This is a genomic window from Streptomyces sp. NBC_00726, assembly GCF_045161735.1.
Taxonomy (GTDB): domain Bacteria; phylum Actinomycetota; class Actinomycetes; order Streptomycetales; family Streptomycetaceae; genus Streptomyces.
This window is the reverse complement of sequence record NZ_CP108983.1, coordinates 5,201,295-5,214,606: the sequence shown is the minus strand read 5'-3', so window position 1 is coordinate 5,214,606 and position 13,312 is coordinate 5,201,295. Positions and strand designations below refer to the sequence as shown.

At 71.7% G+C, this 13,312-nt stretch carries 11 protein-coding genes; 3 read left to right on the top strand and 8 right to left on the bottom strand.

Translation table 11 applies throughout. The features are described 5' to 3' along the window. Positions 1–253 precede the first annotated feature (253 nt). Complete coding sequence (locus tag OG338_RS23415) at positions 254–1,486, top strand: trypsin-like serine peptidase (protein WP_405939180.1); 1,233 nt, start codon at positions 254–256, stop codon at positions 1,484–1,486. A gap of 70 nt (positions 1,487–1,556) precedes the next feature. Here the strand turns inward: OG338_RS23415 and hflX are convergent, their stop codons facing one another. The 6 genes from hflX to miaA all read right to left on the bottom strand — a co-directional run bounded on the left by hflX (position 1,557) and on the right by miaA (position 9,441). Then, positions 1,557–3,077, bottom strand: coding sequence for a GTPase HflX (gene hflX, locus OG338_RS23410; protein ID WP_405939179.1), 1,521 nt, complete (start codon positions 3,075–3,077; stop codon positions 1,557–1,559). A 142-nt stretch (positions 3,078–3,219) separates the two neighbouring features. Beyond that, entirely contained in the window at positions 3,220–4,674 is a 1,455-nt protein-coding gene (locus tag OG338_RS23405; RefSeq protein WP_405939178.1) for a M1 family metallopeptidase, read from the bottom strand. 88 nt (positions 4,675–4,762) lie between these two features. Continuing rightward, entirely contained in the window at positions 4,763–6,877 is a 2,115-nt protein-coding gene (locus OG338_RS23400; RefSeq protein ID WP_405939177.1) for a RelA/SpoT family protein, read from the bottom strand. A 140-nt stretch (positions 6,878–7,017) separates the two neighbouring features. Further along, positions 7,018–7,890, bottom strand: a complete 873-nt coding sequence (gene dapF, locus OG338_RS23395; RefSeq protein ID WP_405939176.1) for a diaminopimelate epimerase — start codon at positions 7,888–7,890, stop codon at positions 7,018–7,020. Between the two features lie 55 nt (positions 7,891–7,945). Continuing rightward, a complete protein-coding gene (locus OG338_RS23390) occupies positions 7,946–8,398 on the bottom strand; it encodes a hypothetical protein (RefSeq protein ID WP_405940510.1) in 453 nt (150 codons plus the stop codon). 104 nt (positions 8,399–8,502) lie between these two features. Continuing rightward, complete coding sequence (gene miaA, locus OG338_RS23385; RefSeq protein WP_405939175.1) at positions 8,503–9,441, bottom strand: tRNA (adenosine(37)-N6)-dimethylallyltransferase MiaA; 939 nt, start codon at positions 9,439–9,441, stop codon at positions 8,503–8,505. A 145-nt stretch (positions 9,442–9,586) separates the two neighbouring features. Between miaA and OG338_RS23380 the strand changes: the two genes are divergently transcribed. Beyond that, complete coding sequence (locus OG338_RS23380) at positions 9,587–9,832, top strand: antitoxin (RefSeq protein WP_405939174.1); 246 nt, start codon at positions 9,587–9,589, stop codon at positions 9,830–9,832. Between the two features lie 67 nt (positions 9,833–9,899). Here OG338_RS23380 and OG338_RS23375 read toward each other — a convergent pair whose 3' ends face one another. Together OG338_RS23375 and miaB are read right to left on the bottom strand one after the other, a co-directional pair. Further along, on the bottom strand, positions 9,900–10,613 hold the full coding sequence (locus OG338_RS23375) for a class III extradiol dioxygenase subunit B-like domain-containing protein (RefSeq protein WP_405939173.1): 714 nt from the start codon (positions 10,611–10,613) through the stop codon (positions 9,900–9,902). 80 nt (positions 10,614–10,693) lie between these two features. After that, positions 10,694–12,214, bottom strand: a complete 1,521-nt coding sequence (gene miaB, locus OG338_RS23370; protein WP_405939172.1) for a tRNA (N6-isopentenyl adenosine(37)-C2)-methylthiotransferase MiaB — start codon at positions 12,212–12,214, stop codon at positions 10,694–10,696. 99 nt (positions 12,215–12,313) lie between these two features. Between miaB and OG338_RS23365 the strand changes: the two genes are divergently transcribed. Then, entirely contained in the window at positions 12,314–13,312 is a 999-nt protein-coding gene (locus OG338_RS23365; RefSeq protein WP_405939171.1) for a TAXI family TRAP transporter solute-binding subunit, read from the top strand.

Genomic DNA, 13,312 nt, shown 5'->3' with positions numbered 1-13,312 from the left:
CGCTGTCTCCGTGCCCCCCACGCGTACCAACGACCGAGGGGGCGAAGGATCACGGGTAAATCCGAAGATCCTTGCGGAGCGCAACCCTGCCGCGTACCGCCGACAGCGGCACCGGCATAGTGGGGGGCCGCGCCGGGCTCGGGCATGTCCCGAAGACCGCGCTGCTCCCTGCCCGTTCGGCGGACCATGCGGCGCGCCGGACACAAGTGCAGTACGGAAGCGTTGAGTTACGAAGTCCCAGGGGGATCAGCAGATGCGTCTCGTTCGACCAGGAAGCACCGCACGTCGCGGCAGGAGTGCGCGTCGCGCCTCCTCCCCCGTGCTCGTCACCGCCGCGTTCACCGCCGTCCTCGCGCTCACGGCCACCGCCTGCGGGCCGACCGAGGACGACGCGAACTCCGAGCCGAGCACCAGCAGCTCGGCCGGTTCGACGTCGGACGGCAAGATCACCGTCCCGGACGATCTGAAGGACCGGCTCAAAGAGCACGGGATAGACATCGACAAGTGGAAGAACGGCGACTGGAAGAACTGGGACAAGGACAAGTGGCTGCGTGAGGCCAAGGACTACATCAACCCGATCATCGCGGGCCTCTGGGACCCCGACCGTATGCAGGACGCCGACAAGCCGCCCGAGAAGCCGGTCGACAACGACATCTCCGGCGACGAGGGCGTGACGGACCCGACGCCCGTGCCGGTCCGCGCCGTCGGCGTGCAGACGCAGTACCACGACAACGCGCCGGAGTCGGGCAAGCTGTTCTTCGACGGCCCCGAGGGCTCGATGGTCTGCTCGGCGACCGTGGTGAAGGACCCGGCGCACCCCGGCAAGTCCAACATGGTGTGGACCGCCGGCCACTGTGTGCACGCGGGCAAGAAGGGCGGCTGGTACCGCAACATCGCCTTCGTTCCCTCGTACAACAACAGCGGTCTGTCGACGGCCGAGCTGCGGGACAACCCGCCGAAGGAGAAGGTCGCCCCCTACGGCATCTGGTGGGGCACCTGGGCGCAGACCTCCCAGCAGTGGATCGACCAGGGCGCCTCGGTCGGCGGTCTCGGCGCCCCGTACGACTTCGCCGTGCTGCACGTCACGCCCGAGGAGGGCTCGGGCACCAAGTCCCTGGAGGAGACGGTCGGCGCCGCCCTGCCGGTCGAGTTCAACGCCCCGGCGGTGCCCGAGATCACCGACATGACGGCCACCGGCTTCCCGGCCGCGGCGCCGTACGACGGCCAGAAGATGTTCCAGTGCAAGGACAAGCCGGGCCGGCTGTCGCTCGCGAAGGACGACCCGACGATGTACCGCATCGGCTGCTCGATGACCGGCGGTTCCTCCGGCGGTGGCTGGGTCGCCAAGGGCCAGGACGGCAAGCCCGCGCTGGTCTCGAACACCTCGATCGGCCCGGTGACGGCCGGCTGGCTCGCCGGCCCGCGCCTCGGCCCGGAGGCCAAGGGCATCTACGACGCGGTCAGCGACAAGTACGCGGACAAGTAGGACTTGTAACCGGAAGGCCCGTCCCCTCGCGAGGGGACGGGCCTTCCGGTCGTTCCGGGTGCGGTACGGCTCAGTGCACGGCGGGGATGAACGAGGCGAGCTCGGCGGCCAGCTCCTCGTTGACCCGCGCCCTGATCAGCGTGCCCTCCGAGGTGTGCTCCTCGGAGACCACTTCGCCCTCGGCGTGCACCCGGGAGACGAGTCCGCCCCGGGTGTACGGCACGAGTGCCTCGACCGCGACCGACGGACGGGGCAGCTCGCTGTCGATCAGCGCGAGCAGCTCGTCGATGCCGGCTCCGGTGCGGGCGGAGACCGCGATGGCGTGCTTCTCGTTGCGCAGGAGGCGCTGGAGGACCAGCGGGTCCGCCGCGTCCGCCTTGTTGATCACGACGATCTCGGGCACGTCCGTCGCGCCGACCTCGCGGATCACCTCGCGCACCGCGGCCAGCTGCTCCTCCGGCACCGGGTGCGCGCCGTCCACCACATGCAGGATGAGATCGGAGTCGCCGACCTCCTCCATGGTGGAGCGGAACGCCTCGACCAGGTGGTGCGGCAGATGCCGTACGAAACCGACGGTGTCGGCCAGCGTGTAGCCCCGGCCGCTCGGCGTCTCGGCCCGGCGCACGGTCGGGTCGAGGGTGGCGAACAGGGCGTTCTCCACCAGCACACCCGCTCCGGTCAGGCGGTTGAGCAGCGAGGACTTGCCGGCGTTGGTGTAGCCGGCGATGGCGACCGAGGGCACCTTGTTGCGCCGGCGTTCCTGGCGCTTGAGGTCGCGGCCGGTCTTCATCTCCGCGATCTCCCGGCGCATCTTCGCCATCTTCTCGCGGATCCGGCGCCGGTCGGTCTCGATCTTGGTCTCACCGGGACCACGGGTCGCCATGCCGCCACCGCCGCTGGTGCCGCCACCGCCCATCTGACGGGACAGCGACTGACCCCAGCCACGGAGCCTGGGCAGCATGTACTGCATCTGCGCCAGGGAGACCTGCGCCTTGCCCTCCCGGGACTTGGCGTGCTGGGCGAAGATGTCGAGGATCAGGGCGGTCCGGTCGACCACCTTGACCTTGACGACGTCTTCGAGGTGGATCAGCTGGCCCGGGGACAGCTCACCGTCGCAGACGACGGTGTCGGCCCCGGTCTCCACGACGAGGTCACGCAGCTGGAGCGCCTTGCCGGAACCGATGTACGTGGCCGGGTCGGGCTTGTCCCGGCGCTGGAAGACGGCGTCGAGCACCTGGGCGCCCGCCGTCTCGGCGAGGGCCGCCAGCTCGGCGAGCGAATTCTCCGCGTCCTGCACGGTGCCCGAGGTCCAGACGCCGACGAGCACCACGCGCTCCAGGCGCAGCTGTCGGTACTCGACCTCGGTGACGTCCTCAAGCTCGGTGGAGAGGCCGGCCACGCGTCGCAGCGCGGCACGCTCCGAGCGGTCCAGCTGCTCGCCGTCCCGCTCTCCGTCGATCTCGAAGCTCCAGGCGACGTCCTCTTCCATCAGGGCGTCGGCCCGCAGGCCCTCGGTGAGGCTCTCGGTCGCGTTCTCCGTGGCACTCTGCGCGTTGTGCGCGTCCTGGGGAAGGGAAGAAGAGGAGGTCATTGGATCCTTACGTCGATAGAAGTGGTTGCATCAGTCACAACGCGTGACCTGTGCGGAAGATTCCCGAGGGGGAATTCCGCCGCTCCGGCCGCCTCGGCGACCCGTCGATAGTGGCACGGCCGGCGCGGGCCGTCACCCTGGTTTACGAGGCGGCCGGCGCGGTGCTCCGCCAGTCCGGGTGCCCCGGCATGGGCGGTGTCTTCGTCCCGTACAGCCAGCCGTCGAAGAAGGCGGTCAGGTCGCGTCCGGCCACCTGTGAGGCGAGCCGGACGAAGTCGGCCGTGGCGGCGTTGGAGTCGCGGTGCTTGTGGACCCAGAGCCGTTCCAGCCGGCCGAAGGCGTCGTGCCCGATCTCCTGGCGCAGCGCGTACAGGACGAGGGCGCTGCCGTCGTAGACGACGGGCCGGAACAGGCTGATCTTCTGGCCGGGCTTCGGGGCGGCGGGCCGGGCGGGCGGCCCTCCGGCGGCGCGCCAGGTGTCCGAGCGGATGTACGCGTTCCGCATGCGCGCCTCCAGCGGGGCGTCCATGTGGTCCTCGGTGTACCGCGCCTCGTACCAGGTGGCGTGCCCCTCGTTCAGCCAGAGGTCGGACCAGGACTCCGGGGAGACGCTGTCGCCGAACCACTGGTGGGCCAGTTCGTGGACCATGACCGACTCGACGTACCACGCGGGGAAGCGCGTGTCGGTGAACAGGCGCTTCTCGAAGAGGGACAGGGTCTGGGTCTCCAGCTCGAATCCGGTCTCGGTGTCGGCGACGAGGATTCCGTAGTTCTCGAATGGGTAGCGGCCGACCTGCCGCTCCATCCACTCCAGCTGGTCCGGGGTCTTCTTGAGCCAGGTTTCCACCCGGTCCCGGTCGGCGGTCGGTACGACGTCGCGCACCGGCAGTCCGTGCGGTCCGGTGCGCCGCACGACGGTCGAGCCGCCGATGCTGACCTGGGCCAGTTCGGTCGCCATCGGGTGCTGGGTGCGGTAGGTCCAGGTGGTGTTGGAGCCGGTGCGGCGGCGGCCGGTGGGCAGGCCGTTGGCGACTACGGTCAGGTCGTTGGGCGCGGTGACGCGGAAGGTGAAGTACGCCTTGTCGGCGGGGTGGTCGTTGCTGGGGAAGACCCGGTGTCCCGCGTCCGCCTGGTTGGCCATGGCGAGCCCGTCGGCGGTGCGCACCCAGCCGCCGTCGTCCTGTTCGCCGGTGGGGTCGCTGGTGTGGCGGACGGTGATCCGCAGGGGCACTCCGGCCGGGATGCGGCCCGCCGGCCGTACGACGAGGTCCTCGCCCGCGGTCTCGAAGCCGGCGCGCAGCCCGTTGACGGCGACGGAGCGCACGGTGCCCCGGGTGAAGTCGAGGTTGATCCGGTCCAGCGGCTCGGTGGTCCGTGCGTCGATGGTGGTGACGGCGTCCAGTGGCTCGTCGTTGCGGCCCTTGTAGGTGAGGCCGATGTCGTACGCGAGCACGTCGTAGCCGGGGTTGCCGAGGTGCGGGAAGAGCGGGTCGCCGATGCCGAGGGGCACCGGGTCGGCGGGCAGGGTGGCGGCAACGAGGGCAGCCGAAGCGGCGGCCAGCACGGCGGCCCGCGAGCGGCGGGAGAGGAACGGCATGGACTACGGCTATCAGCGCCGCCCCGCCGGACGGGCGCGGCGCGCGCCGCGCCACCCGAATGAGAACGCGGTTTGCCGGTCCGGTGCCTCAGAGCGCCCCGGCCGGATGCTGGGCGCGGCTCACGTCGTACACGCCGGGCACCTCGCGCATGGCGCGCATCAGCGCGGGCAGACCGGCCGCGTCCGGGAGCCGCAGCGTGTAGGTGTGCCGTACGCGCTGTTCGCTCGGCGGCTCGACGGTCGCGGAGATCACCGCGGCGTCGGCGCCCGCGATCGCCTCGGTGAGGTCGGCGAGCAGCCGGGGGCGGCCGAACGATTCAGCGACCAGGGTCACCCGGCACGCCTGCTCCTCGCCCCAGCTCACCGCGACCGGTGTCCGCCCGACCGCCTCCATGCGGGCCACGGCGGGGCACTCCAGCCGGTGCACGGTGACTGCGGCACCGCCGCGTACGGGGATGCCGGTGACCTCGTCGGGGGGCACGGGCGTGCAGCAGCCGGCGAGCCGGACCACGGCGTCCGGCCGCTCGGTCACTGCGGTCGCGGTGCGGGCGCGGGCGGTCCGGGGCGCCGGGGGCGGAACGGGCTGCGGGCCGGGGTCGGCCTGCATGCCGGGCCGGCCGGTCTCCGCAGGCTGCGGGTGGGCGTCGAGCCAGCCGGTGATGGCGATGCGGGCGGCGGGGGTGCGCGTGTGGTCGAGCCAGTCCGGCGAGGGGCCGGAGGCGGCGTCCTCGGCCAGCAGCGGCTGCACGGTGTCGCCGTCCTTGAGCACGGTGCTCAGTGTGGCCAGCCGGCCGTTCACCCGGGCTCCGATACAGGCGTGGGCGGCGTCGCCGTGCTGGGCGTAGGCCGCGTCGACGCAGCTGGCGCCGGCGGGCAGGCCGAGCGTGCCGCCGTCCGTGCGGAAGACGGTGATCTCGCGGTCCTGGGCGAGGTCGGCGCGCAGGGTGGTCCAGAAGGTGTCGGGGTCGGGCGCGGACTGCTGCCACTGGAGGAGGCGGGAGAGCCAGCCGGGGCGGGTGGGGTCGGCGCGTTCGCCGTCGGCCGGTTCGGCGGTCTGGGGGGCGCCCTCGGAGGCGTACGGATTGCCGAGGGCGACGACGCCGGCCTCGGCGACCTTGTGCATGCGGTGCGTGCGGATGAGGATCTCGGCGACCTCGCCGTCCGGGCCGACGACCGCGGTGTGCAGCGACTGGTACAGGTTGAATTTGGGGGCGGCGATGAAGTCCTTGAACTCGGAGATCACCGGGGTGAAGCAGGTGTGCAGCTCACCGAGGACCGCGTAGCAGTCGGCGTCCTCACCGACGAGCACCAGGACCCGTCCGAAGTCGCTGCCGCGCAGTTCGCCGCGTTTGATGCGGACGCGGTGGACGGAGACGAAGTGCCGGGGCCTGACCTGGACCTCAGCGGGGATGCCGGCCTCGCGGAGCACGGAGGCCACGTTCCCGGCGGTGGCGCCGAGCGGGTCGGGGCCGTCGGCCGCCTCGGTGATCAGCGCGTCGGTGCGGGCGTACTCCTCGGGGTGGAGGATGGCGAAGACCAGGTCCTCCAGCTCGGTCTTGAGCGCCTGGACGCCGAGCCGTTCGGCGAGGGGGATCAGCACGTCGCGGGTGACCTTGGCGATCCTGGCCTGCTTCTCGGGGCGCATCACGCCGAGGGTGCGCATGTTGTGCAGCCGGTCGGCGAGCTTGATCGACATGACGCGGACGTCGTCCCCGGTGGCGACGAGCATCTTGCGGAAGGTCTCGGGTTCGGCGGCGGCCCCGTAGTCGACCTTTTCGAGTTTGGTGACGCCGTCCACGAGGTAGCAGACCTCCTCGCCGAACTCCTCCCGCACCTGGTCGAGGGTCACCTCGGTGTCCTCGACGGTGTCGTGGAGCAGGGAGGCGGTCAGTGTGGTCGTCTCGGCGCCCAGCTCGGCGAGGATGAGGGTGACGGCGAGCGGGTGGGTGATGAAGGGCTCACCGCTCTTGCGCATCTGCCCCCGGTGCGAGCTCTCGGCGAGCACATAGGCGCGTTGCAGGACCGCGAGGTCGGCGTCGGGATGGTGGACCCGGTGCACCTCGGCGACATGCGCGATGGCGTCGGGGAGCCGGTCACGGGAGACCGGACCGAAGAGCGCGGCTCTGCCGAGCCTGCGGAGGTCGATCCGGGGACGGCCCCGCCTGCGGATGGGGGCACCTGGGCTGGTGGCCTCTGCACTCATGGGGGCACCTCCGGCGACGTCGACCGGCGGTGGGGAGGCGTGGCGCGCCTCCGGGCCGGTGCTTGATGCTACCGAGCCCACCACGTGGCGGAGTCCCGCTCTCGCCCAGCGTGAAACGGATCACCCATTCGAGCGAAGCGTTACTCGTTCGGCGTTTCGAGCCAGGCCGGATCGATCACGCCCTCGGCGACGATGACGGCCGCCCCGGTCATGTCGATCCCGCCGTCCGGGTGCTCCGTGATGGCGAGGCTGCCGCCGGGGAGGTCGACGGTGTACGTGACGGGCTCGCCGGTCCGCGCGGGGTCGGCCTGGTCCCGGCGGGCGGCCGCGACGGCCACCGCGCAGGCGCCGGTGCCGCAGGAGCGGGTCTCGCCGGAGCCGCGCTCGTGGACCCGCATGGCGACGTGGCGGGGGCCCCGGTCCACGACGAACTCGATGTTGACGCCCTCGGGGTAGACGGCGGCCGGGGCGAAGGACGGCTCGGTGAGCAGATCGCCGGCGTGGACCAGGTCGTCCACGAAGGCGACGGCGTGGGGGTTGCCCATGTTGACGTTGCGGGCGTCCCAGGCCCGGTCTCCGACGGTGACGGTGACGCCGTCGGCGGGGAGCAGGGCGCGCCCCATGGAGACGGTGACGTCGCCGTTCTTGGCGAGGTGGACCTTCTTGACGCCGCCCCGGGTGGCGACCGCGAGGTCGCCCGGCTCGATCAGGCCGGCGCGCTGGAGGTAGCGGGCGAAGACCCGCACGCCGTTGCCGCACATCTCGGCGACCGAGCCGTCGGAGTTCCGGTAGTCCATGAACCACTCGGCGTCCTCGGCCATCGCCTTCGCCTCGGGGTGCGCGGCGGAGCGCACGACGTGCAGCAGGCCGTCGCCGCCGATGCCCGCGCGGCGGTCGCAGAGCCGGGCGACGACGGAGGCGGGCAGGTCGAGGGCGTTGTCCGGGTCGGGAACGATCACGAAGTCGTTCTCGGTGCCGTGGCCCTTGAGGAAGGCGATCTGCGAGGTGGTCACGGGACAACTGTACGAGGCGGCGCCGACAGCCGGGAAACGGTCCGCCGCGCGGAAGTCAGCGCAGCCGCGCCACGCGCCAGACGGCGAGCGCGACGAGCACGGCGCAGACCCCGGCGTAGAGCGCGATCACACGCCAGTCCGCGCGCTGCGACGAGCCTCTGGAGGGCAGCCCGGGCCAGGCGTAGCCGACGCGGCGGGCGGCCATCATGGACCATCCGGCGGCGCAGCAGCTGATCAGCAGGCCCAGCATGGCGACGACCGCGCCGCCGTCGCCGAATTCGAAGGCCAGCGGGAAGGCGAACATCAGTGAGCCCACCGCGGCGAGCATGACGATGGGCGCGAGCTGCCAGATGCGCAGCCGGCGGGCGGGCCGCAGCTCGACCTCGACCTCGGGGGTCACTTCGAGCTCGTCCGGTCCGTCCGGGCTGAGGCTGTCCGCCTCACGCCCGGCGTCCGGTGCGCCGTGTTCCGGTGCGTCTTGTTCCGTGTCGCGAGGGCCGGCCTCCATCGCCACGCGCCCTCCCAACTCGGACTCCAGTCGATCGATGCTCGATGATGGCACGGCCGCGGTCGCCGAAATGACGGGCGGAGCGTCCCGATGCCATCACGTGATCAGGCTGTAACCGCTCGTTCGACCAACGCCAGCGCCTGGCTGGGGAGTTCCCCGCGGTGCTCCACGGCGCCGCTGAGCCATTGGACGCGCGGGTCGCGGCGGAACCAGGAGTCCTGACGGCGCGCGAAGCGTTTGGTGGCGCGCACGGTCTCGGCGCGCGCCTGGTCCTCGGTGCACTCGCCGGCGAGCGCGGACAGCACCTGCTGGTAGCCGAGGGCCCGCGAGGCGGTACGCCCTTCGCGCAGTCCTTCCACCTCCAGGGCGCGCACCTCGTCCACGAGGCCCGCGTCCCACATGCGGTCGACGCGCAGGGCGATGCGCTCGTCGAGTTCGGGGCGTTCCACGTCGACGCCGATCTGGACGGCGTCGTAGACCGCGTCGTCGCCGGGGAGGTTCGCGGTGAACGGCTTGCCGGTGATCTCGATGACCTCCAGGGCGCGGACGATGCGGCGGCCGTTGCTCGGGAGGATCGCGCGGCCGGCCTCGGGGTCGGCGGCGGCCAGCCGTGCGTGCAGTGCTCCGGAGCCGTGCTCGTCCAGCTCCGCCTCCAGCGCGGCCCGGACGCCGGGGTCCGTGCCGGGGAACTCCAGGGCGTCGATCGCGCCCTTCACGTACAGGCCGGAGCCGCCGACCAGGATCGGGGTGCGGTCCTCGGCGAGGAGCCGGTCGATCTCGGCGCGGGCGAGGCGCTGGTACTCGGCGACGCTGGCGGCCTCGGTGACGTCCCAGATGTCCAGCAGCCGGTGCGGTACGGCGGCGCGCTCGGCGAGCGTCAGCTTGGCGGTGCCGATGTCCATCCCCCGGTAGAGCTGCATGGAGTCGGCGTTGATCACTTCGCCGCCGAGCTGCTGGGCGAGGTACACGCCCAGGTCGGATTTTCCTGCTGCGGTGGGACCGACGACGGTGATGACCCGAGGTGCGGGAGCTGAGCTTGTCACCGGCTCAGTCTCCCTCAAACCTGCGCCGCGTATCCCGAATGAGGGAAGCCCGGGCAGGGAAGGTGACGCGACAGTGCGGCCTTCCCCGTACAGTGGTTGTACATATGGGTTATTTCTCACAGTTCCCGAGCGGAGAAGGTGCCCGATGGGCTTCATGGACAATGTGAAGGCGAAGCTGGCCCCGGCGAAGGAGAAGGTCAGCGACCTCGCGCAGCAGCACGGGGACAAGATCGGCCAAGGGCTTGAGAAGGCGGCCCGGACGGTGGACGAGAAGACCAAGGGCAAGTACAGCGACAAGATCGTGACGGGCCGGCAGAAGGCCAAGGACGCGGTGGACAAGCTGGCGAACAAGGACGGCGGCACGCCGCCCTCGCCCCCGTCGGCGGCCTGACGGCGGAACGTGTGGAGGGCCCCGGAGCGACGCTCGCTCCGGGGCCCTCCACACGTTCCGCCGGTCGTCAGGACCAGGTGGCGACCAGGTAGCCCACGCCGTACGGCGCGTCCTCGTACAGCAGCCGGCCGCCCAGGCCCGCCCCCTCGGCCGCGCCCGCCAGCACCTGCCAGGGCGCACGCCCCGCGGCCTTCAGCTCGTACGCGAGTGCCTCGTCCAGTGCGGCCAGTGCCTCCGGGTCGGCGGCGCCCAGGGCCCGCGCGGCCTCCGCGTCGAACACTGCCGCGCGCTCGTCCAGATAGCCCGGGGCCTTCACCGTGCGGCAGGCGCTGCCGTCGCCCATCACCAGCAGGGCGACCCGGTCCGCCCGGCGGGCCAGCTCCCGCCCGGTCTCCGTGCAGCGCGCGGTCTCCAGCGGCTCGCCGACGCCCAGGCCCTCGACGGGGGCGTCGGCCCATCCCGTACGGGCGAGGAGCCAGGCGCCCACCGCGAGCGAGGGTGGGAGAGGGCGGGCGTCACGCGTTCCCCGGTCCCGGCCGAGCCGAACCTCCAGATCGACGCCGAATTCCCGGAAACCGCCGGCGGCGCCCTCTGGATGGGTGCCGCGCCCGTCGGGCCCGGCCGGGCCGATCACCACGAGCAGGTCGGGCCGGGAGGCGGCGAGGACGCCCAGGGCGTCGGTGCACGCCGTCCTGGCGTCGTCCAGTTCGGGTGCGGCACCGGCGGCCACGTCGGGGACGAGCAGCGGCGGACAGGGGCAGACAGCGGCGGCGACAAGCATGGTCGGCAGCGTACTGCGCCGTACCTCGGTCGCAGCCGCAGCCCGGGGGGCTCAGACCGCAGCCGCCGCAGCCCGGGGCCTCAGTCGCAGCCGCAGCCCGGGGCCGCAGCCGCGGGCAGGGGTGCCGGGGCTCCGATGCCCGGCAGGCCCAGCATGACGCCGGCCGGCTTGGCGGCCGCGGCGGCGTTCCGCTTCTCCCAGGCGTCGCCGGAACGGGTCCGGCGCACGGCGACCGGGGTGCCCTCGGCGAGCAGGTGGTGCGGGGCGGCGTAGCTGATCTCGACGGTCACCACGTCACCGGGGCGGACGTCCTGGTCCGGCTTGGTGAAGTGGACCAGGCGGTTGTCGGGGGCGCGGCCGGACAGCCGGTGGGTGGCGCCGTCCTTGCGGCCCTCGCCCTCGGCGACCATGACGTCCAGGGTGCGGCCGACCTGCTTCTTGTTCTCCGCCCAGGAGATGTCCTCCTGGAGGGCGGAGAGGCGCATGTAGCGCTCCTGGACGACCTCCTTGGGGATCTGGCCGTCCATGTCGGCGGCGGGGGTGCCGGGCCGCTTGGAGTACTGGAAGGTGAAGGCGTTCGCGAAGCGCGCCTCGCGGACCGCGTGCATCGTCTGCTCGAAGTCCTCCTCGGTCTCGCCGGGGAAGCCGACGATGATGTCGGTGGAGATCGCGGCGTCGGGCATCGCGGCCCGCACCTTCTCAATGATCCCGAGGAAGCGTTCCTGCCGGTAGGAGCGGCGCATCGCCTTCAGGACCCGGTCCGAACCGGACTGCATCGGCATGTGCAGCTGCGGCATCACGTTCGGCGTCTCGGCCATGGCGGCGATGACGTCGTCGGTGAAGTCGCGCGGGTGCGGCGAGGTGAAGCGAACGCGCTCCAGGCCCTCGATCTTCCCGCAGGCGCGCAGCAGCTTGGAGAACGCCTCGCGGTCGCCGATGTCGGAGCCGTACGCGTTGACGTTCTGGCCGAGCAGGGTGATCTCGGAGACGCCCTCGGCGACCAGGGCCTCGATCTCGGCGAGGATGTCGCCGGTGCGGCGGTCCTTCTCCTTCCCGCGCAGGGCCGGAACGATGCAGAACGTGCAGGTGTTGTTGCAGCCCACGGAGATGGAGACCCAGGCGGCGTACACGGACTCGCGGCGGGTGGGCAGCGTGGACGGGAAGGCTTCCAGGGATTCGGCGATCTCGACCTGCGCCTCCTCCTGGACGCGGGCGCGCTCCAGCAGTACGGGCAGCTTGCCGATGTTGTGCGTACCGAAGACGACGTCGACCCAGGGTGCCCGCTGGACGATGGTGTCCCGGTCCTTCTGGGCGAGGCAGCCGCCGACGGCGATCTGCATACCGGGGCGCTTGGTCTTCATCGGGGCGAGCCGGCCGAGATTGCCGTAGAGCTTGTTGTCCGCGTTCTCACGGACCGCGCAGGTGTTGAAGACGACGACGTCGGCGTCGCCGTCGGAGCCCTCGGGCGCGCGCACGTAGCCGGCGTCCTCCAGGAGCCCCGACAAGCGCTCGGAGTCGTGGACGTTCATCTGGCACCCGTAGGTGCGCACCTCATAGCTTTTTCTGACGTCCACTGCTTCGCTCCGGTTGCCGCTGCTCATGTGACAAGGGTAGGTGGTGTCCGGGCTCTCTCCGCCTCGGGCGGGCGATCCGACGACGCCCCTGGCCACGGCCGGGAACGACCTGGCAGGATCGCCGCCATGCTCCCGGCCCTGTCCCGAATCGGCCGGCGTCGCTCCCTGCGGGCGGGCGCCGCCCTCGCCGTCGTGCTCGGACTGCTGCTCTGGTGGCTGCTCCCGCTCGGCGACCCGGCGCCCACCGGCACCCTGTCCTTCAGTACGGGGGTGCGCAGCGGCGTCTATCAGCGCTACGGGGAGCGGCTGAAGGGGGCACTGGCCAAGGATATGCCCGATGTGTCGATAAATCTCCAGACGAGCGAGGGTTCGCAGCAGAACCTGGCCAGGGTCGCGGCGGGCGAGGCGGACTTCACCATCGCCACCACCGATGCCGTCGCCACCTATCTGCGCGCCCGCAAGCCCGGCTTCGAGCGGCTGCGCGGCTGTGTCCGGCTGTACGACGACTACATACAGCTGGTCGTGAAGCGGGGCTCGGACATCGACAAGGTGGCGGATCTGCGTGGCCGCACGGTCGCGGTGGGGCAGGCGGGGTCCGGGGTGAAGCTGGTCGCGGACCGGCTGATGACGGCCGCCGGGCTCGATCCGGTCAACGATGTGACGCCGTTGCCGGTGGGCATCGACACGATGCCGAAGTTGCTGGAGGAGGGCAGGATCGACGCGTTCTTCTGGTCGGGCGGGCTGCCCACGACGGCGGTGGCCGATCTGTCGGACCGCTTCCCGGTCCGGCTGGTCCCGCTGGAGGATTCGCTGATCAAGCAGCTCCAGGCGGCGGGCGGTTCCACCCGTTACTACCGGTCGGCCGTGATGCCCGCCGACGCGTACCGCAACGCGCAGCAGGGCCAGGCCGTGCCCACGGTGGCGGTCGCCAATGTGCTGGTCACCACGGACCGCACGGACGCGGCGATGACCGAGGCGTTCACCCGTACCGTGATCGACAGCCGCGACCGCATCGGGCGCGAGGTGCACGCGGCGCAGCTGGTGGACCTGCGGACGGCCATCTACACCGATCCGCTCCCGCTGCACGAAGGGGCGAAGCGCTACTACCGCTCGGTCAAGCCGTAG